Raw genomic sequence first — 25,031 nt, forward strand, 5'->3', positions numbered from 1 at the left:
CATCGCCGATGCGGACTATACTTGCGTCCTGCACCTAATCCTGACCCGGTCAGGGCCGGCCGGTCCCAAGCGCGAAGCTCCCATACACCTCGCTGCCGGAAGGAGTCTGATCATGTCCGTACATGACGAAGTGGAAATCCTGCTGGTGGAAGACAATCCCACCGACGCCGAATTGACGATAGAAGCCCTGCGGGAAGGCGGCCTGGCCAACTACCTTATCTGGGTGAAGGACGGGGCCGAGGCCCTGGACTTCGTGTTCGGGCGGGGAGCCTATGCCGGCCGCAGCCTGGACGCGGCGCCCAAAGTGATCATGCTCGACCTGCGCCTGCCCAAGGTCGATGGCCTGGAGGTTTTGAAAGTGCTCAAAACCGACCCGAACACCCGAACCATCCCGGTGGTGGTGCTGACATCTTCCAAAGAGGACCGCGACGTGGCCAAAAGCTACCAATTGGGTGTCAACAGTTTCGTGAGCAAGCCGGTGGAATTCGACGAGTTCGCCAAGGTCGTGGCACACCTCGGGCTTTATTGGCTCCTGGTCAATCGCTCGCTGAAATAAGGGCTCACCTAAACATCCCCTACGTGACCATCGACTGCAACCGCTCCGCGTGCGTTGACCCCATGCACGCCGAAATCCGCATCCTGATGCTGGAGGACACTCCGGAGGACGCGGAACTCATAGAGATGGCCCTACGCGAGGAAGGCATCGCGTTCGTTGCGCAGCGCGTGCAGACCCGAGCATCCTTCGTCCTCGCACTGGAGGAATTCCGTCCCGACATCGTGCTCTCCGATTATCGGCTGCCCGCTTTCGACGGACGGGCGGCCCTGGACATCCTGCGGGAGCGGCATGCCGAAATACCGGTGGTCATGGTGACCGGCGCGATGGGCGACGAGATGGCGGTGGAATTGCTCAGGGCAGGCGCCAGGGACTATGTGCTCAAGGATCGCCTCGCGCGCCTGCCGGCGGCGGTGCTGAGAGCCCTGGACGAAGAGCGGGAAAGCCGAAACCGGAAAGCGGCGGAAAGAGCCCTCAGGGACAGCGAGGAGAAATTCCGCGCGATGAGCGCCTCGGCCCAGGATGCGATCGTCTTGATGGACCACGAAGGCAAGGTCTCGTTTTGGAACGCGGCGGCGGAAAAAATCTTCGGTTACTCGCAGCAGGAAATACTGGGGCAGGACTTGCACAGGCTGCTGTCGCCCCGGCGTTACCGCCCGGCCGTTCAGGAAAGTTTTTCACACTCCAAGGGCGCCGATATCGAAGCGCTGGCCGGCAAGACCGTGGAGTTGTTCGCCTTGAAAAAAGACGGCAGCGAGTTTTCGGTCGAGCTCTCCCTGTCGGCCATCCGGCTGGAAGACCATTGGAACGCGATCGGCATCGTCCGGGATATCACCGCGCGCAAGCAGGCGGAGCGGGAGCTGCATGCGCGCGAACAGGAGTTCCGCGCGCTGGCGGAGAACTCGCCCGACGATATCGCGCGCTACGACCGCCAGTGTCGCCATGTCTACGTCAACCCCGCTCTGGAAAAAACCTCGGGGCTGCCCGCGCGGGCCCTTTTGGGCAGGACGCCACGGGAAACCGCGCCCGATTCGGCGGAAATGGCAACTTACCAGAGCAAGATCATCGAAGTGCTGGAGCGGGGCACCGGCGCGGAGTTGGAACTAAGCTGGGGTGGCCGGGGGACGGGAAAACCGGCTTTCAGTGCCATCCGCTTCGTCCCGGAATTCGACGGCAAGGGGAAGGTCGCCAGCGTACTGGCGATAGGACGGGACATCTCGGCCCTGAAAGAAACCGAACGGCAGCTTCGCACCGTGGTGGAAAACCTGCCTGACATGATCGTCCGCTTCGACCGGGAATGCCGCTACACCTATGTGAGCTCCAACCTGTTGAAGACCTTCGGCTTGTCGAGGAAGTCCATCGTCGGCAAGACGATCGACGAAGTTCACCCATTCGCCACCGGCGACGGCCCGACTCCAAGCCAGGCGAGCCGAGTCGCCCAGGCTTTCGAGCAGGGCACGCCCAGTGCCTGCGAAACCACTTTGACGACTCCGCAAGGCCCTCGTTATTTCGACCTGCGCCACATCCCCGAACTCGACGAAAACGGCTCTGTCGTCAGTGTATTGGGCATCGTGCGCGACATCACCGAGCGCAAGCAGGCCGACGAAAAGCTGCGTCAAGCCCAACGTGCGTTCGATCATACGACCGAGGGCGTGATGATCACCGACGCCGACGCCAATATCGTGGCGGTGAACCGGGCCTTTACCTCCATCACCGGCTACCGCGAAGAAGACGTTATGGGCCGAAATCCCCGCCTGCTGGCATCCGGACAGCAAGACGCGCAGTTTTACCAGAACATGTGGGCCTCGCTGCTGCAGACCGGCATGTGGTATGGCGAAGTATGGAATCGCCGCAAGAATGGCGAGATATACCCGGAATGGCTCACCATCGGCGCGGTATCGGACGACGAGGGCCGCGTAACCCATTACGTAGCGGTATTCAGCGACACCACCTCGGTGAAACGGTCGCAGGAGGCGCTGGACTTCCTCGCCCACCACGACTCCCTTACCAAGCTGCCCAACCGCCTGCTCTGCAGAAGCCGCCTCGAACACGCCCTGCTCCGCGCCAAGCGGGAAGAAGCGGCGGTGGCGGTGTTGTTCGTCGATCTGGACCGGTTTAAAAGCGTCAACGACTCGCTGGGGCATCCCATCGGCGACGACCTCCTCTGCACCGTGTCCCAGCGCATGAGCAGACGCCTACGCACGGAGGACACCCTGGCACGCATGGGTGGCGACGAATTCGTCGTTTTGCTGGAGCACGAAGTGTCCACCCACGGTATCGCGGTGGTTGCCCGCAAGCTGATGGACTTGTTCGTCAACCCCATGCAGGTAGGCGAACACGAGCTGTACATCACCGCCAGCATCGGCATTGCCCTTTATCCGAACGACGGCGGCGATGCGGATACTTTGCTGCGCAACGCCGATCTGGCCATGTACCAGGCCAAGGCCCAGGGCCGCAACACCTTCCAGTTCTATTCCCCGGCACTGACCACGAATGCCAACGAACGGCTAAAACTGGAAAATGCCTTGCGCCGCGCGCTGGATCAAGATGAACTCAGCCTGGCCTATCAACCGCAGGTGGATTTAAACAACGGCGCCCTCCTGGGAGTGGAAGCCTTGCTGCGCTGGCGGCATGCGGAGTTCGGATGGATACCGCCCTCGCGCTTCATTCCCGTCGCCGAAGAAATGGGCGTGATCGGCCGGATCGGCGCCTGGGTCCTGCGCGAAGCCTGCCGCCAGATGATGCTCTGGCTTCATGCGGGACTCGATGTTCCCCGCGTCGCCGTCAACCTCTCGGTCCAGCAACTGGAGCGGGAGTCTCTGCCGCTCGTCGTGCGCGAGGTGCTGGACGAGGCGGGGCTGGAGGCGGAACGCCTGGAACTGGAAGTCACCGAATCCATGATCATGCGCCAGCCGGACAGAGCGCTCTCCGTCCTGGACGGCCTCAGGCGGCTGGGCGTCAAGCTGGCGGTGGACGACTTCGGCACCGGTTATTCCTCCCTGAGCTACCTCAAGAAGCTGCCCCTGCACCGCTTGAAAATCGACCAATCCTTCGTCCGCGACCTGGGCCAGGATCCCAACGACGAAGCCATCGTCCGCGCCATCATCAGCATGGGGCACAGCCTGGGTCTCGAAGTGCTCGCCGAAGGCGTGGAAACCGAGGAACAGCATCGCTGGCTCTTGAGCGGAGGCTGCCATTTCGGACAAGGCTATCTGTTCGGTAAACCGGTGCCGGGGGAAGAAATCACCAAGACCTGGCTGGCCGAACTACGGCCGCGGCCAGCTCCGTCCGGCGCATCCTGACCACACGGTGGGCGAGCCCACCCTTTAACCGGCGCGAGGCCCCAACGACATGCCCCCAGAACGACCCGAGCATACCCATACCCCCGCATTCAGACTCGCCGTCGAAAGCGACATCCCCGCCTTGATGGCGCTGCTGAAAACGCTATTCGCCATCGAGGCGGACTTCCAGGCCGATGCCGTCAAGCAGCGGCGCGGCCTGGAACTGCTCCTGCAAACGCCCGGCGGCAAAATCTGGGTGGCCGAAGCCGACCGGCGGGTGATCGGCATGTGCACCCTGCAAGTGCTGATTTCCACCGCCGAAGGCGGCCCGGTGGGTCTGATCGAGGACGTCGTGGTGGCGGAAGACTGGCGCGGGCGGGGCGTGGGAAAAGGCCTCTTGCACACCGCCGAGCGCTGGGCCCTGGAGAACGGCCTGAGCCGGCTGCAATTGCTGGCCGACCGCAACAATGCGCCCGCCCTATCCTTTTATCGTCGACTGTCCTGGCAAGGCACGGAACTGGTAGCCCTGCGCAAGCGCCCGGCCTGAACGCCTCCGGTCGGGCTGCCACGTTCAGGCCAAGCCGAAATACGTGGCTCCTATCGATTCGTTGAGCTTGCCCAGATCGATCTGCAGTTCGTCGACGAATTGCATGAACTCGGCCTGTTCGAATGTTTCCGGGTGCGTCTGCTCAATGATCTGCTTCAGCGAGCGGACGACGGCGAGCGGGGCCTGATGGTTGGGCAACCGCCTCAGGCAGTCGCCGAGCCGGCACAAGGCGGCGTAAAAGGCGCGCGGAAACTCGCCGTCCTGCAACAAATACTGCAACACCTCCTCGCGCCGCACCGCCACCTGCTTGTGGCGCCGGTACATCTGATAGGCGCTGAGCGACCTCAGCACGCTCATCCAGAGGATGTTCTCGAAGGGCTTCAGCGCATCCGGATCTTGCGAACTGCCCGCCGCGCGCACGTCCAGGATGCGGGTGACCATATCGGCCCGCTCCAGCTTGCAGCCCAGTTGCATGAACAGATAGCCGGCATCGTGGCTCATGCAGCCGTCGAAGATGCCGGCGATCTGCTGCACACCCAGGACGATATCCTTCAACAGGCTGTGGCGCGTCTTGGGGGTGTGCCCGTTGGTCAATTGCACCTTGGCCTTGAGATACAGGTCGTTGATCTGTTCCCAGGCTTCGCGCGGAATGATGTCGCGGATGGTGCGGGCGTTCTCGCGCGCATAACGGATGGACGACAGGATGGAGCCCGGATTGTTCTCGTCCGCCAGCATGAACTTCACCACGCGGGCCTCGGTGGTATCGTCATACAGACGGTTGAAGATCTCCTCGTTGCCGGTAATGGCGATGAGCGAGGACCAGCAGGGCCTGGCGTGCTTGGGCAGATCCAGCACCAGGCTGACGCTGACGTTGACCAGGCGCGCGGTGTTTTCCGCGCGCTCCAGGTAGCGGGCCAGCCAGTAAAGATTCTCGGCGACTCTCGACAACATGGCCATGTCAAACGCCCTCCCAATCCACGATCCAGGTATCCTTGCTCCCACCCCCTTGCGAGGAATTCACCACGGTCGAGCCCTTGCGCAAGGCGACCCGCGTCAGCCCACCCTGAGTCACATAGGTTTCCCGCCCCGAGAGGATGAAGGGCCTCAAATCCAGGTGGCGCGGCTCGACGGCGCCGTCTATCAGGGTCGGCGCGGTGGACAGGGTCAGCAAGGGCTGAGCCATGTAGTTGCGGGGATCCTTGCGGATGAGTTCGGCGAATTCGTCCAGTTCCTTCTGCTCCGCCTTGGGGCCGATCAGCATGCCATAACCGCCGGATTCGTTGGCCGGCTTCACCACCAGCTTGTCCAGATTGGCCAGCACGTACTCGCGTTCCTCCGGATTGACGCAGCGGTAGGACGGCACGTTGGGCAAGATGGCTTCTTCGTTCAGGTAATAGCGGATGATGTCCGGCACGTAGGTGTAGACCACCTTGTCGTCGGCCACGCCGGCACCCGGCGCGTTGGCGAGGGCCACCTTGCCCTTGCGCCAGGCGCGCAGCAGGCCGGGCACGCCCAGCACCGAATCGGGCAGGAAGGCCTCCGGATCCAGGAACAAGTCGTCGACGCGGCGGTAGATCACGTCGACCGGAGTCAGCCCTTCGATGGTGCGCATGTAGACGGCATCGTCGTCGTCCACGATCAGATCCTTGCCCTCCACCAGTTCCACGCCCATCTGCTGGGCCAGGTAGGAGTGCTCGAAATAGGCCGAGTTATAGATGCCCGGCGTCAGCACCACGATGTTGGGCCGGATTTTGTCGGGCGCCAGGGAGGCCAGGCACTGGAAGAGCTGAGCGGGATAATCGTCCACCGGCACGATGGAATAATCCTCGAACAGTTCCGGCAGCACGCGTTTCATCACCAGGCGGTTTTCCAGCATGTAGGAAACACCCGAGGGCACGCGCAGATTGTCTTCCAGGACATAGACGGTGCCGTCCGCATCGCGCACCAGATCGGAGCCGCAGATATGCGCCCAGACGCCCTGGGGCGGGTCTATGCCCACGCACTCGGGGCGAAAGTTCTTGGAGTCGGTCAGAAGGTGGGCGGGGAAGACCCCGTCCTTGACGATCTTCTGTTCGTGGTAGAGGTCGTCGATGAAGCGGTTCAGCGCCGTCACGCGCTGCTTGAGGCCCGCCTCGATACGCCGCCACTCTTTCAGGGTGATGATGCGGGGAATGATGTCGAAGGGCCAGGCCCGGTCGATGGAGCCTTCGTCGTCCGAATAAACCGTGAAGGTAATGCCCATGCCGAGGATAGCGGCGTCCGCCGCGGCCTTGCGTTCCCCCAGCTCGTTTTCGCTGAGCTGATCCAGATGCCGCATGAGCGGCGCGGCACCGGGACGCGGCGCGCCCTCCTGCGTGATGAGTTCGTCGTAATATCCATTGACGGGATAATCCTGCCAGGTGATGGTCATAAAGGCTCCTCGATCTTCTACTGCCATCGAGCAAGATGCAGGCCAGAGGAATCGATGCCGTTTCCCGCAGGATCATGGCCGTAGCCTGCATGATCCTGGTGCATATACGAGATCATGATGGTGCACGGCGCCATCGATTGCACAGGCACAGGCGCCCTCCTCAGGATGCGTCGCGCGCGGTTGAGAAATCCACGGGCTTCGCTCAAGATTCCCGGCTCACAGCCCTGACATCACCCCACAAGGCACGACATGACGTATTGCTTAGCGATCAAGGTAAACGACGGCCTGGTATTTGCTTCGGATTCCCGTACCCACGCCGGCGTCGATTACGCCAGCATCTACAGCAAGATGCATCGGTTCGAACTGCACAGCGACCGCTTCATCGTGCTGTTGGGTGCGGGCAGCCTGGCGACGACGCAGGCGGTGGTGAATTTCATCCGGCGCGATTTGGAAAACCCGGGGGCCTATGCCTCGCTGAACACCATGTCGTATCTGTTCGACGCCGCGGCCTACGTCGGCGAGATCAGTGTGAGGGTACAGGATCAGCACATACCGGCGATGCAGCGCAGCGGATTCAGCGCGGAGGCGAGCTTCATCCTCGGCGGACAGATACAGGGGCAGCAGCACGAGATCTACCTGATCTATCCGCAGGGCAACTACATCACGGCCTCGCCCGACACGCCCTACCTGCAGATCGGCGAAACCAAATACGGCAAGCCGATCCTGGATCGCATGGCGTTGCCCACGACATCGCTGGAGGATGCGTCGCGCTGCGCGGTGGTTTCATTGGACTCGACCATGCGCAGCAACCTCTCGGTCGGCCCGCCCGTGGAACTGGCCTTGTACCGGCGGGACAGCTATGCGATGGGGCATTACCTGAGCCTGAACACCGATTGCCCGTTCTACGGCGAGATACGGACGCAATGGAACGAAGGCCTGCGCAACGCCTTCAACCTGTTGCCCCGTTTCGACTGGGAGTCGGAACCCTAGGATCGGTGATCGGCCTGGGTCGATCCTGAGCAAGCCGAAGGACGACCGCCATAACCCGCAGGGCACGGCGCCACCGTGCCGGATGAGTCCGTGTAACCCATAGCGCCCGAGTGCGAGAGGAAGCCATGACCATCCGCGTCGCGATCCACCATCAAACCGTCTACCGCTACGACAGCCCCGTCATGCTGTCGCCGCATGTGTTCCGGCTCAGGCCGGCCGCGCACAGCCGCACGCCGGTCGAGGCCTACGCGCTGAAAATCGAGCCGGCCGAGCACTTCATCAACTGGCAGCAGGACCCGTTCGGCAACTACCTGGCCCGGGTGGTCTTTCCCAAACCGACTCGGGAACTCAGCGTCGAAGTGAATCTGGTGGCCGACATGACGGTCATCAATCCCTTCGATTTCTTCCTGGACGAAAGCGCCGAGCACGTTCCGTTCGACTACGACGAGCGGCTCGGGCGCGAATTGGCGCCCTACCTGGAAGTGCGAGAGAGCGGCCCCCGCCTGACGGACTGGCTGGCCCGCGTCGATACGTCGGAACAGCACACGGTCGACTTTCTCGTCGCACTGAACCGCAGGCTGCGCGAGGACATCGATTATTCGATCCGCATGGAGCCCGGCGTGCAGACCTGCGAAGAAACCCTGGAACGCAAGCTCGGTTCCTGCCGCGACTCCGCCTGGCTGCTGGTGCAGATCGCGCGTCATCTGGGCCTCGCCGCGCGCTTCGTCTCGGGCTACCTGGTGCAACTCACCGCCGACCTGAAATCGCTCGACGGCCCGAGCGGACCGGAACAGGACTTCACCGACCTGCATGCCTGGACCGAGATCTACGTGCCCGGCGCCGGCTGGATAGGCCTGGACCCCACCTCCGGCCTGTTCGCCGGCGAGGGCCATATCCCGCTGGCCTGTACCCCCGATCCGGTCAGTGCGGCGCCGGTCACCGGCGGCTTCGTCGGCAAGGCGGAATGCGAATTCGGCCATGCCAACCTCGTGCGCCGCATCCACGAAGACCCGCGCGTCACCAAGCCCTACAGCGAAGAACAATGGGCGGCCATAAACGTACTCGGCGAACGGGTGGACCACGTGCTGAGCGAAGGCGACGTGCGCCTCACGCTGGGCGGCGAACCCACCTTCGTCTCCATCGACGACATGGACAGCCCGCAGTGGAACACCGCCGCCGACGGCCCGCACAAGCGCGAACGCGCCGGCGAGCTGATCCGCCGCCTGCGCAACCGCTTCGGCCCCGGCGGGGTGCTGCATTACGGACAGGGTAAATGGTATCCGGGCGAGCCCTTGCCTCGCTGGAGCCTGGGCTGCTTCTGGCGCGGCGACGGCGTGGCCATCTGGCGCGACGACCGCCTGCTGGCGGACGAAACGCAAGACTACGGCGTCGACGAAAACCACGCGCGCAATTTCGCGCACAAGCTCGCCCTGCGCCTGGGATTGAGCCCGGCCTTCATACTGCCGGGCTATGAGGACAGCTTTTACTATTTGTGGAAGGAAGGCGCGCTGCCGCTCAACGTCGATCCGCTCGAGGCCAACCTTAAAGACGCACAGGAGCGGCGCCGCCTGGCCCGTCTGCTGGACCGCGGCCTCAACCGTCCCGCCGGTTACGCCCTGCCGCTGACCTGGAACTACGGCGGCGAGCGTTGGCAAAGCAGCGCCTGGCATTTCCGCCGCGAGGTGATGTATCTGCTGCCCGGCGACTCCCCCATGGGCTACCGACTGCCGCTGGACTCCATCCCTCACGTCGAGCGCGAACATCATCAGGAGCGCAGCCTGTTCGAGGAGCGCCCCGCACTCGGCAACGACGTCGGCGAAGTGATGCGGCGCTACAGTTTCCGCGCCGATCACGCCGAGCCGCATCCGGAGATCCAGGCGCAGGAACCGGGCGACGTGCGCGGCACACCGCCCGGCTTCGCCCATACCGCGCTCTGCCTGGAGCCGCGCGAAGGGCGTTTGCACGTCTTCCTGCCGCCGCTGACGGATCTGGAACACTATCTGGCCCTGGTCGCCGTGGTCGAGGCAACGGCCGCCGAAACCGGCGTCCCCGTGGTGCTGGAAGGCTACGAGCCGCCGCGCGATCCGCGCCTGACCCGCTTGCTGGTCACGCCCGATCCCGGCGTGATCGAGGTCAACATCCACCCGTCCGCCGGCTGGCGCGAACTGGTCGACAAGACCCAGGCGCTCTACGACGAAGCCCGCCTGGCCCGTTTGAGCACGGAAAAATTCATGCTCGACGGCCGCCATACCGGTACCGGCGGCGGCAACCACATCACCCTCGGCGGCCCCACGCCGGCGGATAGCCCGCTGCTGCGCCGCCCCGACCTGCTGCGCAGCCTCATCACCTACTGGCAGCACCATCCCGGCCTGTCCTATCTGTTCTCCGGCATGTTCATAGGCCCCACCAGCCAGGCGCCGCGCGTGGACGAAGGCCGCGACCAGGCCTTGTACGAGTTGGAACTGGCCTTCCGCCAGATACCGAAGGGCGCCCCCCCGGCGCCCTGGCTGATCGATCGTTTATTGCGAAATCTGTTGATCGACGTGACCGGCAACACCCATCGCGCCGAGTTCTGCATCGACAAGCTCTATTCGCCGGACAGCGCCACCGGCCGGCTGGGCCTGCTCGAACTGCGCGCCTTCGAGATGCCGCCGCACGCCCACATGAGCCTGGTGCAGGCGCTGCTGCTGCGCACGCTGGTCGCCCGCTTCTGGGATCAGCCCTACGAGCACGATCTGGTGCGCTGGAATACCGAACTGCACGACCGCTTCATGCTGCCGCATTACGTCGCCGCCGACTTGCGCGAAGTGGTCGAGGAACTCAATCAGGCCGGCTACGCCTTCGACTACGCCTGGCTGGCCCCCTTCCTGGAATTCCGCTTCCCGCACTACGGCCGGGTGCAATATCAAAACGTCGAGCTGGAACTGCGCTTCGCCATCGAACCCTGGCACGTGCTGGGCGAGGAAGTATCCAGCGGCGGAACGGCGCGCTTCGTCGACTCTTCGGTCGAGCGTCTGCAATTGAAAGTCACCGGCCTGACCGACTCGCGCTACCGCGTCACCTGCAACGGGCGCCCCGTGCCCCTGCGCAACACCGGCACCCGCGGCGAATACGTGGGCGGCGTGCGCTACCGCGCCTGGCAACCGCCCTCGGCCCTGCATCCCACCATAGGCGTGCACGCGCCGCTGGTGTTCGACCTCGTGGACTTGTGGAACAAGCGCTCCATCGGCGGATGCACCTACCACGTGGCCCATCCCGGCGGTCGCCATTACGAGACCTTCCCGGTCAACGCCAACGAAGCCGAAGCCCGCCGCATCGCCCGCTTCTGGCCCTTCGGCCACACCGGCGGCGAATTCGACGCGCAAGCCCTGCAAGCCGACCCGGGCAACAGCCCCGAATATCCCTATACCCTGGATTTGCGGCTGACGTCTTAAATAAGCATTGTTGTGCGGACCCTCTCCCACCGGACAATGCCGTTAAGTTAAGCCGTCATTCCGGCAGGGACTGCCGGAATCCAGGTTACAAGGATGTAAAACGCCTCAGCCATCCGTGGCCTCTGGACCCCGGCATTCCCTGCCGGGGTGACGATGCGCCTTTTAACTAAACGGCATTATCCCACCGGGATAGGGTTGGGTGAGGGCGATCAAAATCAGTCGCTCGTTATTGCCCTTGCCAAACCGACAAAACCGCGCACAAAATCCCACCCACAAACCACGCCAAGGATCGATAAGGAGGATCAAATGGGCGTTGCATACTCGCTACGCCCCCCGGCCGACACAGACTATCCCCCACACCAGCACTAGACAGAATCTGTATAGTTCGATGAACGCAGATTCCGTGTGATGAACTGTATAAAGTGAGCCGCTGCCACCCGGCGATCTCGGCGTAGTCGCGGCTTAGTCCAACAGACATTTATCCGTCATGCGTGCCTGTACCCGAGCGATTCACCCAAGGTATCTCACCTGCGCACGACGGATAAATGCTTAGACGTTAGGTTCCAGAAGGAAGACGGATGATATCACTTGACAAATATGAGAAGCTCATTCAGGAAATCAAAGAACTGACAAGGCAGCGAGTCGAGAGGAACATCTTCTCTATTGGTGGGAGAGGTCACTATGAGAACCCAATAACAGATCTATTAGCATTCTTCATCAATCCAAATGAAGAGCATGGTTTCGGGGTTTTGTTTATGAAGTCGCTATTCGAATCGGCACACGTAACCCCACCACTTCTACAACTGTCTTCGCCACCAGGCAGAGAGCAGTACACTGATCAAGGAAACAGGCTTGATCTGATCCTAGAAGGTGACGATTGGCTGTTGGTAGTCGAGAACAAGGTATGGCACCAGGCTATCAATCCTTTTGATGAGTATGCTCAATACGCACGAGCATCCTACAGAAAGAAAACCAGATACTTCATCTTGCTTTCAGTCCGGGAAGAGAAACCACCGACTGGGTGGCATACCGTCACTTGGCGAACATACGTCGATCAAGTCAAGAAGAATGCTGGGGAATACCTCACAACAGCAGGTAATGTTAAATGGCATGTCATTATGCGGGAGTTTCTCCTTAACATTGAAAGTGAGTGCGGAGACGAGAGTATGAGCGACGCTAGAATTGAGTTCGTCAGGAGCAATTACGAAGCGATTCAAGAAATGGAAGAAATGCTCAAAGAGTACATCTCTCATATGACAAATCGCGGACTCGAGGCGATCAGGACGGCTTCAGGTCAAAAGGAAGATATTGCGTCCAGCAAGCAACATAACTGGGGAGAAGAGGGAATCGCTCTGCGGCTCCTTTCGAGGGCTTGGGGGGCAAAGACCAACATCACGTTGTTGCTGAAAAAGGATGGTTCCCTGACGATTCAATTCTACGTTTACGATGTTGCTGACGAAAAGGCAATCGACCTGCGGGAGCACATCGATGAAACAAAGTACAAGAAGCTCTGGACAGAAGCGAAGACCATTAGGTGCTTCGGTTTCTATGAAGAGTGCAACCACGACAAGGTATTCCAAGAGGTCATAGACGTTGCCAAGAGACTGAATGAATTCTATGCCTCTTAATCGAGGAGCCTAACAAGGGCGTGGAGCTAACTGCTTACAGCATCCATCGCGAACGATGCGCCTCGCTATCGCTCAGCACATCCTACAGCATCATTCTGGATACTCAGTCGGTCGAATATCGAAACGCCCGGAGTGTCCCCAACTTATGGGATAAATCTCCTGCTCCACAAAGCGATGAAAACTCGAGTGCGGCCATTCGGCTACCACTTGCACATACCCATGCTTGACCGGAGTCCAACGCGATAAGATGCATTAGGATTATAGGATGCGCTGACGTAAGGAAGCGCATCTATCGCGAACGATGCGCTTCGCTATCGCTCAGCACATCCTACAGCATCATTCTGGATACTCAGTCGGTCGAATTCCGAAACGTCCGGAGTGTCCCCAATTTATGGGATAAATACCCAGCGCCACAAAGCGATGAAAGCTTGAGTACGGCCATTCGGCCACCTTTTGCACATACCCGTGCTTGACCGGATTCCAGTGTATGTAGTCAAAATGGGCATTAAAGTCATCTTGGCTGATTAAAAGATGAGCCCAAAACCGGCGTTGCCACACGCCACGCTCCCTCCGCTTTGCCCGACTTGCGGAAACCCGTTCGCCTGCGGGTAATGCACGGGAAAACCGGCTCTTGATCAAACTCCAGCGTGTCGAATAGTCCGCATCGCCCGGCGGTAGCGTCCAGATGCAATGCAAATGGTCCGGCATGACGATTATCGCTTCCATCGTGAAAGGCCTGCGGCGCTTGACATAACGAAATGCCTCGCGCAGCAGGTCTATCCGCTCGACCAAGAGATTGTTATCCCGCCGCTCCGCCAAATTAACCGTATAAAACCAGGTTGATCCGGGTATATAGAAGCGGCGATAGTCGGTCATGCAATATCCCTCGACATGATGCGCTTCGCTGTCGCTCAGCGCATCCTATAACGCTCAGTTCACGCTCTGGTGGAGACGAGCGTCATAGGGCGAGCCGAGCGCGGGGGCGATTTTCGTGCGGTAATCCAGCGTCGATTTCGCGCCTTGATAGGCATCGAAAGCGGCCCGATTGGCCCATATCTCGATCAGGGTAAAGTGGTTGCCGCGGTTCAACTGCTGTCCGACGATAGTCTGTACGTGGCCGTTTAGGGTGGCATTCGCCGCGCCGAGCGCCTTGAGCGCTTCCGCCGTGGAGTCCTTGTATTCCGGCGTGACGTCGACATGCGTCACCACCCATACCGCTTTCGCCGGAACCGGCTTCTTGGGACTCTCCCAGATCACGCCGTTCCGCCGTGTATCTGACGGAGCGGCCGCGGGCTGCGCGGCGGAGGATGTTTCGGCCGGTTCGCCTTCGGCGCCCAAAGCCTTATAGACCAGCAGCCGCTCTTCACGCCCGATTTCTTTCAGAACTTTCGCCTCGGCAACGCCATGACCTTTGGCGCTGGCCAGGGCTTCCGCCTTTAAGGCGCTGGCCACGTTAGCCTTGGCTTGCGGCAAGGCTTCGTAATAAACAACATTGAACTTGGAGGGTTCTTCCGCACTCGCCCCGTGGACGAAAACCAGATTGGCGAACAAGGTGGCGAAAAGCAGATGAAATGCACCGCGCATACTTAGCTCCTTCTTGAGGGATAAAAGACGGACCATTGTTCCGGCGCATCTCGGCATCAACAAGACGGAAAACTCACAACCTTATATGCAGTTTGCCGCGGCATAGCTTTCCGCCGATTCCCTTGCGGTCGCGCGATGCCGAGATAGCCCAAGAAAGTGGTGGCGAACGAACCGAAGCGCGACCTAGAACGGCGTCTTTCACCTAGTCCACTCATGGACCGAGCGAGATACCATCCTTACGCTCCAGGCCATTGCTCAAAGAATCAGCACACTCACGAGACTGAGATAGATCAGAAGGCTGAGTACGTCCTGAATGATCGTGGCGACGGGGCCGCTGCCATACGCGGGATCCTTGCCCAAACGGGACAGAATCGAGGGCAGCAACAGGCCGATACCGGTGGCGACGCTGCTGGCGAAGACGAGGGCAACCGATACCGCGAACGCCAGCGTGGCGTTGTAGGCGATCCAAATGACCGGAAAAACCGAGGCGGCCAAGGCGAGCCCTAGGTAGAAGCCGGTTTTGAGCTCGCCTTTCAACAACTCCGTAATCGGCGTGCCGCTGAACGAGAGCCCCCGCACCGCGATGGCCTCGGACTGGGTACCTATGGCGTCGGCCAGGTAGACGATAGCGGGTATGAAAAACGCCACCGCCACATCGGCCCTCAGCGTGGCTTCGAACGCGGCCATGAGCCCGGTCGCCAGCATGCAGCCCACCGTTCCGACCATGAGCCAGGGCAAACGGGCGATCACCCGGCGCAGCGGCTCCCCCTCGATGGCCGACAAGGCCTGCTCCGAACTGCTCCAGATGCCCACCATGCGATCCATGTCTTCGATGTGTTCCTCCCGCAGGATTTTGAATACGGTATGCGCCGGAACGGCGCCGAGCAGGATGCCCTCACCGTCCGCCACCGGCACGGCGGGAACGCGGTGAGCCAGCGCCACCTCGGCGACGCGTTCCGGCGGGTCGGTCAGGGCAACGCTGGCGATGTCGCCATTCACGAGTTCGTTGATAAGGGTTCGGGGACTGGCCGCCAGCAGTTTGGACAAGGGCACCACGCCTCGCAGTTTGTGGGAGCCATCGGTGACGAACAGTAATTCGACGGCGTCGAAGGCGCCGGGCTGGCTGCACAGGCGCTGACGGACGTCCTCGACTGTCTGGTCTCCAGCGGCGGTGGGTACCGGGCCCTGCATGTAGTTTTCCGCCCGATCCGCGGTCTTGTTCGCCCGTCGTCCCAGCGGCCTCGGTTCGCCAGTTTCCCGGATTATCTCCTCGATCCTTTCCCGGAGGAGGACCATGACCTCGGTAGCAAGAACGCCCAGCCGCCGGGCCGCAGGCATCGCCTGTTCGATGAGGACTTGCGCGATTTTTTCCATGATCTCCGCCATGTTGTGCACCTTTTGCTTGGGCCTAGAGGAAACGGGGGGATGAATTTGTTCAAGGACCTCCGAAATAGCCGGTCGCCGGCCAGGTGACGACATGGGTAAGCCCCAGCTCCGTTTCGAGTTTGGCGATGACGTCCCGGACTCTTCCCGGGTGATCATAGAATTCGACCACCAAGGGCAAGTCCAGCGACAAATCCAGCAGGGCCGCCGTGCGTAATTTTCCGTCCGGACCAAAACCGGCTATCCCTTGCAGCACGGTGACGCCGGAAACCTTCTCTTCGTCATGCAAAAACGTGATGAGCCTGGCGAGCAGATGTTCGCCCTCGCGCAGATAGATTCGCGCCACCGTAACCGATTGAGTTGCCATAAGCTTTACACCCTCGTAAGCAAACCAGACTGCCGTTGCGCCTTCGCTCGGCACATTTCTTATTCCCCGCTTAATCGCTGCCGCCGTGATAAATCGTTTCGACCAGGCGCTTAAACCAGAACGGGCGCGCGATGACGACACACAAGGCTAAGGTACCCGTCACGGGCACCGGTGCGATATCAAGCAGCAGCAGAAGCAGCAAGGAGAGCAGGCACTTGATCCGGGCGGCTGCCGTCTCGAAGTTGGTCGGCTCGCGCTCGAGCGATGACTCGCCGTGCCCACGGTAAAGCTCCCGCACCACCCGGTAAAACCAAGCCGGTCGCCATATCACGATGCCGATGCCGATCAGGCAGGTCAACGACAGGGGGCCGAAACCGATGAAGAACAGTATCAGTATGACCAGGAAACACTTGAGCTGCGTGCCGTTCATCGGGCTCGGCGTCCACGGCAGCGATCCACGGACTCAGTTCCGGCCGCTGGCGGGCGGCGCCGACATGGTTCCAAGCATGATCATCAGTTTGGTTTGAGACGACATTACCTACTCCGATAGCTCAGGATGCGCGGCATGACCGAGCCGGACGCGCAGGCTGGTCGATCGGACCGATTCCGCGAGACGGGGGCCCGGGCCGGATGTTAAAGCGATAGCCGCTCTCTTCCAACTTTCGCCTGGCCCGATCCCTTACCGGCCGGCTCCGCTTGGCCCTCTTCGCCGCTTATCGACAAGACACGAGCCCTGCGCGGAAACGGCCCGCTTGTCGCACATCCTGCAAAACCTTCATTCTGTCGGTTTCCTCACAAAGCTCCAACGCCCATAGCCACGCATTTTCAATAACTTACGAATGGCTCATTAATTGCTGAGCTATTAATAACCTTTGAAAATTTGTGCCCATGCCCAAGCTCATTGACAGCAATCCGGCCACAAGCGCGACGCCAAACCGCCCGGCTGGCGAAATGTCCGCGGTCCGGGACGGCTATGGCCGGAATTGGCGCAAGCGTGGCCTCGCCGACAGGAGCCGCGTATGAACGCGATCACCGTGCCCGACGAATCCGTGCTTTTCGGCACATCCATCGAGCCGGAGACCAATCGACGCCTGCAGTTGGCGGTGAGCACGCGTCACCACAACCGCTTTCTGGCCGAACAAATGTTATGGGAGGCGAGGGCTGAAGACCCCGGTTGCCTGCCGGTCTACTTCGCCCTTTACAAGTTTTATGCGAACGTCAAACGCCTGGCGGATGCGGAGCGCGCCGCCCGCCTGGCCCTGGCCATGGCGGCCTGGCAAGGCGGCTTTCCCGCCGACTGGACAGCGCTCGGAGCATCCGCGTCTCGCTTCGACCCTTATGCGAGCGAGGCCGGACGCTATTACCTCCACTCGCTGAAAGCCCTGGCTTTCGTCAGGCTGCGGCGCGGTGCGACGGCGGAAGCCGGCGAGATATTGCTTCACCTCCAGCGATTGGACCCGGAAGACCGCTCGGGAGCCTCGGTCATACGGGCGCTGGCGGAATCCTGCGGGGCGAATTTAGAGCGCCCCTCCCCATGACCATTGAATATCCCTGTTAACTAACGATTTTCGTCCGCGAAGGTTTCCTCATTCCCGCTCATCTCCCTCGGGAGAAGAGTCGACCTTCCCCCGTTGGGGGAAGGTTCGGGGATGAGGTTTTTTTTCGCCTCATCGATGAGTTCCCCCCGGTGGGGGTAGCCACCATTACGACGCGACCGTCCCCTGCCCGAGGTCGCTCGCCTTCGCTTGCAGGGCATTGAGCTCTTCCTCGACGCCGGCGGCGTGGGTCAGCTCGGCCACGTTGCGCCGGGTGAAAAAGCCCTCGAAATTGCCGTAACGCTGCACGTATTCGATGATGAGGGAGGAATGCTCCGACGCGCTGGAGAATATCTGCTTGAGCCCTTCCTCCTTGGAGCCGATGACATCCAGCAGAAATTTCTTGCCCTGGCCCGCGATCTGCCGCACCACGTATTCGATGTTTTCCGCGCCGTCGCGCTCGCCGTCGCGCACGGCCAGGGCTAGGTGGTGCAGGCGCGGGCCGTAGTTGCGCACGAAATTCTCGGTGGGCGAAGGCAGGCCGTCGAGGTGATTGACGAAATAAGGCGTGTTGTTGGCGGTGAACACCTTGGCCGGGCTGAGCAATTCGTTGCCGGCGTGGACACTCTTGGTGACGTTGGTGGAGGAGTTCTGGTCCTTGATGTCGAAGGATCCCCAGTAGTAATAGCTGGACCAGGACAGCCATTCGAGCAGGGCGACCTCGCGGTTCTGGCTGTAGACGCGCGTGGCCAGGTGGTCGATGGGCAGAATCAGATCGTCCAGTCCCAAACGGCTCTGCAAGGCCTTGGCGGCGAGGTAGGCGTCCTGCACGTCCGCGCGGATGCTGCTCAGGCCCAAGGCATAGACGCGCAGGTCCTCCGGCAAGCGTTCCATGTAGGCGACGATGTTGTGGGTATAGGGCGAAGGCTTGCTGACCGCGAAATTGCCCGGCATCTCCAGCTTGCGCAGATCGTCCTGGGAAAAGAAACGGAATTCGCGGGTCTTCTGCAGCTCCACCACGCCGTGCAGATCGGTGACCCTCAGCACTTCGCCGATGTAGCGGCTGTTGGGTTTGGTCGCGCCGATGGGGAAGGCCTCGTTGAGGCTGCGAAAGATGTCGCGTCGGTCGGGGTATTTGACATCGCGTATCAGGATGTCCGGATGGTCCATGCTCGCCCGCAGGACATGCGTGGAGTGCGACTCGGCCTCCAGCGTGACCAGGTAGTGGTAGGGCGTCATCAGGCACAGCTCGGCGACATAGTCGATGCCGTGCCCCGGATCGACCGCGATGATCATGGCCTCGATCTCGCGAATCATCTCGGTCAGGCCCAGGCGGTCCCTCTCTTCCATCAAGCGGGGCAGATAGGCCTCGAAAAACTCCGAATTCTTCTTGTCCCCATGTCGATCAAAAGCCATGGAATCCGGCATGCCGGCGACCCTCCTGGATCCGAGATGAACTGTCAGTGGCCGGGGCGATGTGCGAGATCGAGCCCGGATGGCTCCCAGCCGGTCGGCAGTTTCCCGCGCTTACGGGATGCATCGAACGAGCGTCGGCTGAATGATGGAAACACAAGCAATTCGGGTGCCGGAACGGCAGGATATCCCCTGGCCCCTCGCCGCGGCCATTCCCCAGGATCGAAGGCGAACGGTCGCACGGCCATGCGCCCAGCCCGAACGTGGGCGCATTGCCCCAAAATGGTTCAAATGAGGCGAGCCGCCCGCGGGCTGCGCACCGTTAACGGGATGGGCCTAGCCGCAACGGCCGCCGAACACGGCTTTTCCGCAACTTGGCACGTCCTCACGGTTAAGCCGACTCCTGTTCAGGCCTGTCCCGCCACCACCGTCTCGTGATAATGCCAATCTGCAGGCACCATCCTTGCTTGCAGACAACGAGACCCTCCCCACCGCCGAGCGATGCCTATGCCGCAGATCCCCGAGCAACCCCAGGATACCCTTGCGACCGAAGAAGGTCCCAGCCCATCCGAACCCGCGCTATCGGCCGAGTTGCTTGCCGAAGCCGTGCGTCAGGCCCCGGTCGCCATCTCCATCACCGATGCCCACGCCAACATCATTTATGTGAATCCCAGCTTCACGGAAACGACCGGCTATGCACCGGAACAGAGCATCGGGCGCAACGAATCCATGTTGTCGGACAAGCGCACGCCCAAGCAGGTTTACGAGGAACTGTGGGGACGCCTGCAGGCCCAGCAGCCTTGGCATGGCTGCCTGGTGAACCGGCATCGCGATGGCGGCCGGTATTTGGCCGACCTCACCATCGCCCCGATTCTGGACAAGAATCAACGCACCACTCATTACATCGGCATGCACCGCGACATCACCGAAGTGTTCCGCCTGGAACAGCAGGTCTTGAACCAGAAGGTGCTGATCGAAACCGTGGTGGACTCGATGCCGGTCGCCACGTTGCTGCTGGACGAGGCGAAGAACGTCTTGCTGGACAACCGCATGTACAAGGCGCTGGTTTCGGACCTGCGTCTGGAGCAGCCCACCCGGCTGATCATCGACGCCTTGCGTAAAGACATGGGCGAGGAATGGAACAAGCTCAAGCATTCGGGCCTGACCTTCCGCAACCGGGAGTTGCGCATCGACCTGGGCGGCAGCCGCATGCCCAAATGGTATGCCTGCTCGGGAGCCTGGTTCAGCCGGGGCGACGACAGCGTCGACGGATTTTTCGAAGAAAAGCGGCAGACCTATCTGCTGCTGATCCTCAACGACGTCACCCAGCAAAAGAAACACGAGGAAGAGATGCGCATCAACGCGATGCGCGCGCTGATGTCGGAAGAAGAACGAATACAAAGTCTCCGGGAAACCCTCTCCGCCGCGATCCATCACATCCAGGCCCCCCTCAATCTGCTCACTGCGGCCAAGACCCTGCTGGCGCGGCGCGGCCAGGACCAGAGCAACCAAGCCCTGAACGACATCCTCGAACAAATCCTCAGCAGCGGGGAAAACTCCGTCCGGCGCTTGAAAAACTGCCTGCCCGACGTCGACGCCGCGCGGATGACGCCGGTCAACCTGAACCAGTTGCTGCACGAAACCATAATCCTGCTGACCGATCGCCTTCTGGCCAGCGGCATCGTGGTCGACTGGAAACCCAGCCCCGTCCTGCCCAGCTTGACGGGCATGGAACACCGGCTGCGCACTCTGTTCAAGCAGATCATCGAAAACGCCATCGACGCGATGAACCAGGGTGGATGTGTAATCCGCGAGCTGCGCATCGCCACCTGGTCCGACGACCAGTTGGTGCACGTCCGCTTCGAAGACACCGGCCCCGGCATACCCGACGACTTGCGCACCAAGGTCTTCGAGCCCTTTTTCTCCACCAAGACAGGCGGCGCCCGGCCGCATACCGGCATGGGCCTGGCATTGGCCCAGGAAGTGATCAACCAGCATCAAGGGCTGATCCGCATCGATCCCGGCTATCGTGACGGTTGTCGAATCGACGTGCAATTCAACCTCCGCTCCGCCCACGCAAAGAGACCCTACGCCCATGGTTGATCGCGTCACACTGATCGAGCGAGAGCTGAATGCCCTCTATCAGGTCAGCCGCATACTGAGCAGCACCCTGCCGCTCAAGGACAAGCTGCAAGCCGTGCTGGAAATCCTCCACGACCAGGCCGGCATGCGCTCCGGCATGCTGGCCCTGCGCGAGCAGGAAACCGACGCCCTGGTGGTGTGCGCGGTGCGCCGCGAGGACGGCGGAGTGGTCACGGAACCGGTGCGCTACGAACCCGGCGAGGGCCTCATGGGCATCATCCTGGATGCCGGCCGCACCGTGGTGGTGGAGCGCATCGCCGACGAGCCGCGCTTTCTCGGCCGGCTCGCGCTCTACGATCCGGCCCTGCCATTCATCGGTTCGCCCATACGCGTGGGCGCGGACGAATTGCTCGGTGTGCTGGCCGCCCAGCCGGTGGACGCGGAACTCCTGGACGAGCGCGGCCGCTTCATGGAAATGGTCGCCAACCTCATCGCGCAAAGCGTCGGCCTGCTGCGCGGCATGGAGCAGAAACAGCGCGATCTGACTGCCGAGCGCGACCAGCTCAAGCAAAGCCTGCGCAAGAACTACGGCTTCGACAACATCATCGGCCATACGTCGGCCATGTTGCGGGTCTTCGAAGTGGTGCGCCAGGTGGCCAAATGGAACAGCACCGTGCTGATACGCGGCGAATCCGGCACCGGCAAGGAAGTCATCGCCAACGCCATCCACTATCACTCCGCCTGCGCCGGCGGCCCTTTCGTCAAGCTCAACTGCGCCGCCCTGCCGGACAATTTGCTGGAATCGGAACTGTTCGGCCACGAAAAGGGCGCCTTCTCCGGCGCCATCAGCCAGCGCAAGGGGCGTTTCGAGCTGGCCCATCACGGCACCATCTTCCTCGACGAAATCGGCGAGATTTCCCCGTCCTTCCAGGCCAAACTGTTGCGGGTGATACAGGAAGGAGAATTCGAGCGGGTGGGCGGGACCCATACGCTCAAGGTGCAGGTGCGCATCGTCGCCGCCACCAACCGCGACCTGGAAGAAGAAGTCGAGGAGGGCCGTTTCCGCGAGGACTTGTATTACCGGCTGAACGTCATGCCCATCAACATGCCGCCCCTGCGCGAACGCCTGGAGGATATCCCGGAACTCGCACAGTTCCTGCTCGACCGCATCTCCAAGCAGCAGGGCGGACGCCCTCTGGAAATCAAGGAGAGCGGCATCCGCCTGCTGATGCGCCACGACTGGCCGGGCAACGTGCGGGAATTGGAAAACACCCTGGAGCGCGCCGCCATCATGAGTGCCGACGGCATCATCGACCGTCAAACCATCGCCCTGACCGGCCTGGAGGACGAAGCGATCCTGGCTTCGCCCACCACGCCCAAACCCGAGTTCGACACCGAGGGGATGGACGAACGGGAGCAGGTCATCGCCGCCCTCGAACAAGCCGGCTGGGTGCAAGCCAAGGCCGCCCGGCTCCTCAACATGACGCCGCGCCAGATCGCCTACCGGGTCCGCATCCTCAACATCAAGATGAAGCACATTTGAAACCTAGCCGTCCAAACAGCCTTGCTCGAAGCAGAGCATCGGGAAAGGCTGGGGGACAAAGGAATTCCGGCAACTTCCTTGATCGGTTTTGCATAAGGGGGACACGCGAGAACCGCGCCCCGCAGTCCTGTCGTTGAGGCCGGACGGCTGCGGGTTCACCCCGCGCGGACGCGAGGCTAATCGGCCTCAATCACAGCCAGGATTACACGGACAACAAAAAAGCCTTACGGTCTCTACCGTAAGGCTTTGTTTTGTATGGTGCCCAGGGGCGGAATCGAACCACCGACACGAGGATTTTCAGTCCTCTGCTCTACCAACTGAGCTACCTGGGCAAGTAGTGCTGGTGATCGCATTATTAGACCATCGTACGACCTTGCGGTCAACACTATTTCCGCAATCTTCAGGACGGATAAGCGCTTCCCATGAGCAGAGTCACGCGCCGATTGCGTGCCCGGCCCTCCGCGGTGGCGTTGTCGCCGAGCGGGCGGGTGTCGGCCAAACCGATAGCCCGCAAGCGTTCGGCGGGCAGACCGTGGGCGACCAGATAACGCGTGACCGCGGAGGCGCGTGCACTGGAGAGCTCCCAGTTGCTGGGAAAGCGGTTATTGGCAATGGGGGTGGGGTCTGTGTGGCCCTCGATGAACAGGATGTCCTCGCGGCCTGCGAGTATGCCGTTGATCCGGTCGAGCAGGGCATAACCTTCCTGCCGAAGTTCGGCGCTGCCCGGGTCGAAAAGGATGGCGTCGCTGATTTCCACACGAATCTGCCGACCTTCATGGACGACTTCCACCTGCCGGTTTTCGCGTTCCCGCTCCAGCGCCTTCGCCATGAGCCGGGCCGTTTGCTCGGAGCCCAGTTGCGCCGCGCCCGCCACCGCCTTGTCGGTCAGACTAGCGGGTTCTTTCTGCTCGACCGCGTAGCCGCTAGTCTGCGGTCCATCCGAGCTGCCGCGCACGCCCGACATGGCCAGCGCCTGGGATTTCATGGCCGCGACGGCCTGCTGGGTTGCCGGCGGAGCCGCCGTCGCGCCGGCTGTATTTTCCCCTTGGCCTTTAGTTTGAGCCGCGGCGGCTTTGGCCTGAACCGCGACGGCCGGTTTGTGCGGTTTGGCCGATGACGGACTCATGGCTTTTTGGTAGGCGAACAGCAGCACGAAGAAGGTGAACAGTATGGTCATCACGTCGAGATAACTCAGCACCCAGCCGCCGTTGCTTTCCTGGTTTCCCGGCGTGGCGGACGACCTCCAGGGATCGGCGGGCGCCGGCGGGATACGGACGGGTGTGGTTTTGTATCTGGGGGACATGGGCCCGCTCCACCTGGCAAATCAGGAATGGCTACCCGCTTCTAGCAAGCGGGGTTCTGGTTCCCGCTCCGGCGCATCGGCTTGGTTGCGGAAGGCGGCGAGATGCTCCCGTATCAGCTTGGGGTGGCATTGCTCGTGCATCATCATGACCATCTCCTGCTGGGCATGCAGCCAGGCCAGCCGTTCTCTGGAGCGCAGTTCGAGGCGTGTGACGACGGGCTTCAAGATCAGATTTGCCAGCAGCAGGCCATAAACGGTGGTCAGCATCGCAAACCCCATGTCGGCACCCAGCCGCCGCAGGTTGTTCATTTCCAGCCCATACAGCATGGCTATCAGCCCAAACAGCGTTCCCACCATGCCGAAAGCGGGGGCGTAACCCATCATGGTCTGAAATACCTGGATTTCGGTGTGATCGCGCTCGCGCTGGGCGCCGATGCTCCAATCCATCACGCGCTGGATATCGGCTATGGGTGTGCGGTCCAGCACCAGTTGCGCGCCGGACTTCAGGAAGGGGTTGCCGATGCGGCGCAAAGCCAGTTCGGCGTATTTGACGTTGGACTGGCGGTGGAATTCGCAGGCCTTGAGGAAAAGCTCGATGTCGACTTCGTCATCGGCATCGACGCGGCCGGGCGCCAGTTTTTCGGGAAGCTTGCACACCAATGTCCATACCGATCCGAACGACTGCCCCAGTGCCGTGGCGAGATAAACGCCCACGAGCACGACCAGCAGGCCGGGAAGGTTAAAGACATGGCCACTGGGATCGAAGCGCCATACCAGCGTGAAAAACGCGGCAAGGGCAAGCACCGTGACAGCTAGGCGAGTATGTCGTTTCATGATCGGCACCGGTTGACGAAGACTGATACCGATCTACAGCATATTCCGTTCCACGCCTTAAATTATTGATCTTTCAACCACTCTCAGCCATACATGCGGCACAATCCCGCTGATTGCCGGCAAAAGCCTGCCGGAATTTTGACG

At 61.4% G+C, this 25,031-nt stretch carries 19 protein-coding genes and 1 tRNA gene; 9 read left to right on the forward strand and 11 right to left on the reverse strand.

The genetic code is table 11. The features are described 5' to 3' along the window. The first annotated feature begins 112 nt into the window (after positions 1-112). From JWZ97_RS13160 to JWZ97_RS13170, 3 genes are all read left to right on the forward strand, one after another. Positions 113-556 (forward strand): response regulator, encoded by a 444-nt coding sequence (locus JWZ97_RS13160; protein ID WP_205429972.1) that lies wholly within the window; start codon positions 113-115, stop codon positions 554-556. 62 nt (positions 557-618) lie between these two features. Further along, positions 619-3,855: a PAS domain S-box protein gene (locus tag JWZ97_RS13165; RefSeq protein WP_205429974.1), complete on the forward strand. Its 3,237-nt coding sequence runs from the start codon at positions 619-621 to the stop codon at positions 3,853-3,855. A gap of 49 nt (positions 3,856-3,904) precedes the next feature. Continuing rightward, positions 3,905-4,381, forward strand: a complete 477-nt coding sequence (locus tag JWZ97_RS13170) for a GNAT family N-acetyltransferase (protein WP_205429976.1) — start codon at positions 3,905-3,907, stop codon at positions 4,379-4,381. 24 nt (positions 4,382-4,405) lie between these two features. On the opposite strand, the gene JWZ97_RS13175 is transcribed toward JWZ97_RS13170, so the two are convergent. Both JWZ97_RS13175 and JWZ97_RS13180 read right to left on the reverse strand, forming a co-directional pair. Beyond that, complete coding sequence (locus JWZ97_RS13175) at positions 4,406-5,338, reverse strand: alpha-E domain-containing protein (RefSeq protein WP_205429978.1); 933 nt, start codon at positions 5,336-5,338, stop codon at positions 4,406-4,408. Position 5,339: 1 nt separating this feature from the next. After that, positions 5,340-6,791: a circularly permuted type 2 ATP-grasp protein gene (locus tag JWZ97_RS13180; protein ID WP_205429986.1), complete on the reverse strand. Its 1,452-nt coding sequence runs from the start codon at positions 6,789-6,791 to the stop codon at positions 5,340-5,342. A gap of 249 nt (positions 6,792-7,040) precedes the next feature. Here JWZ97_RS13180 and JWZ97_RS13185 point away from each other — a divergent pair, with 249 nt between their 5' ends. From JWZ97_RS13185 to JWZ97_RS13195, 3 genes are all read left to right on the forward strand, one after another. Next, positions 7,041-7,781: a proteasome-type protease gene (locus JWZ97_RS13185; protein WP_205429987.1), complete on the forward strand. Its 741-nt coding sequence runs from the start codon at positions 7,041-7,043 to the stop codon at positions 7,779-7,781. 125 nt (positions 7,782-7,906) lie between these two features. Further along, complete coding sequence (locus JWZ97_RS13190; RefSeq protein ID WP_205429989.1) at positions 7,907-11,215, forward strand: DUF2126 domain-containing protein; 3,309 nt, start codon at positions 7,907-7,909, stop codon at positions 11,213-11,215. 578 nt (positions 11,216-11,793) lie between these two features. Next, positions 11,794-12,843 (forward strand): PD-(D/E)XK nuclease family protein, encoded by a 1,050-nt coding sequence (locus JWZ97_RS13195; RefSeq protein WP_205429991.1) that lies wholly within the window; start codon positions 11,794-11,796, stop codon positions 12,841-12,843. Between the two features lie 336 nt (positions 12,844-13,179). Here the strand turns inward: JWZ97_RS13195 and JWZ97_RS13200 are convergent, their stop codons facing one another. The 5 genes from JWZ97_RS13200 to JWZ97_RS13220 all read right to left on the reverse strand — a co-directional run bounded on the left by JWZ97_RS13200 (position 13,180) and on the right by JWZ97_RS13220 (position 16,607). Further along, entirely contained in the window at positions 13,180-13,719 is a 540-nt protein-coding gene (locus JWZ97_RS13200; protein ID WP_205429993.1) for a transposase, read from the reverse strand. 54 nt (positions 13,720-13,773) lie between these two features. Then, a complete protein-coding gene (locus JWZ97_RS13205; RefSeq protein ID WP_205429995.1) occupies positions 13,774-14,427 on the reverse strand; it encodes a putative quinol monooxygenase in 654 nt (217 codons plus the stop codon). Between the two features lie 255 nt (positions 14,428-14,682). Then, the gene (locus JWZ97_RS13210; protein WP_205429997.1) at positions 14,683-15,813 is read right to left on the reverse strand and encodes a magnesium transporter; all 1,131 of its coding nucleotides are present in this window, start codon (positions 15,811-15,813) and stop codon (positions 14,683-14,685) included. Between the two features lie 49 nt (positions 15,814-15,862). Then, positions 15,863-16,177: a DUF190 domain-containing protein gene (locus JWZ97_RS13215; RefSeq protein ID WP_205429999.1), complete on the reverse strand. Its 315-nt coding sequence runs from the start codon at positions 16,175-16,177 to the stop codon at positions 15,863-15,865. A gap of 70 nt (positions 16,178-16,247) precedes the next feature. Continuing rightward, on the reverse strand, positions 16,248-16,607 hold the full coding sequence (locus tag JWZ97_RS13220; RefSeq protein ID WP_205434731.1) for a hypothetical protein: 360 nt from the start codon (positions 16,605-16,607) through the stop codon (positions 16,248-16,250). A 589-nt stretch (positions 16,608-17,196) separates the two neighbouring features. On the opposite strand from JWZ97_RS13220, the gene JWZ97_RS13225 reads away from it, so the two are divergent. Then, positions 17,197-17,715: a hypothetical protein gene (locus JWZ97_RS13225; protein WP_205430001.1), complete on the forward strand. Its 519-nt coding sequence runs from the start codon at positions 17,197-17,199 to the stop codon at positions 17,713-17,715. Positions 17,716-17,880: 165 nt separating this feature from the next. Here the strand turns inward: JWZ97_RS13225 and JWZ97_RS13230 are convergent, their stop codons facing one another. Next, positions 17,881-19,140 carry a hypothetical protein gene (locus JWZ97_RS13230; protein WP_205430003.1) on the reverse strand — a complete coding sequence of 420 codons (1,260 nt, stop codon included), beginning with the start codon at positions 19,138-19,140 and terminating at the stop codon, positions 17,881-17,883. Between the two features lie 492 nt (positions 19,141-19,632). Here JWZ97_RS13230 and nifL point away from each other — a divergent pair, with 492 nt between their 5' ends. Together nifL and nifA are read left to right on the forward strand one after the other, a co-directional pair. Continuing rightward, a complete protein-coding gene (gene nifL / locus JWZ97_RS13235; protein ID WP_205430005.1) occupies positions 19,633-21,228 on the forward strand; it encodes a nitrogen fixation negative regulator NifL in 1,596 nt (531 codons plus the stop codon). After that, positions 21,221-22,750 (forward strand): nif-specific transcriptional activator NifA, encoded by a 1,530-nt coding sequence (gene nifA, locus JWZ97_RS13240; protein ID WP_205430007.1) that lies wholly within the window; start codon positions 21,221-21,223, stop codon positions 22,748-22,750. The genes nifL and nifA overlap by 8 nt, the downstream gene beginning before the upstream one ends. 256 nt (positions 22,751-23,006) lie before the next feature. Here nifA and JWZ97_RS13245 read toward each other — a convergent pair. The 3 genes from JWZ97_RS13245 to JWZ97_RS13255 form a co-directional block, all read right to left on the reverse strand. Then, positions 23,007-23,082, reverse strand: a tRNA-Phe gene (locus JWZ97_RS13245). Positions 23,083-23,150: 68 nt separating this feature from the next. Further along, positions 23,151-24,053, reverse strand: coding sequence for an OmpA family protein (locus JWZ97_RS13250; RefSeq protein WP_205430009.1), 903 nt, complete (start codon positions 24,051-24,053; stop codon positions 23,151-23,153). Between the two features lie 21 nt (positions 24,054-24,074). Continuing rightward, complete coding sequence (locus tag JWZ97_RS13255; protein ID WP_205430017.1) at positions 24,075-24,887, reverse strand: motility protein A; 813 nt, start codon at positions 24,885-24,887, stop codon at positions 24,075-24,077. Between the last annotated feature and the right edge of the window lie 144 nt (positions 24,888-25,031).

It is taken from the genome of Methylococcus sp. EFPC2, from assembly GCF_016925495.1.
Classification (GTDB): domain Bacteria; phylum Pseudomonadota; class Gammaproteobacteria; order Methylococcales; family Methylococcaceae; genus EFPC2.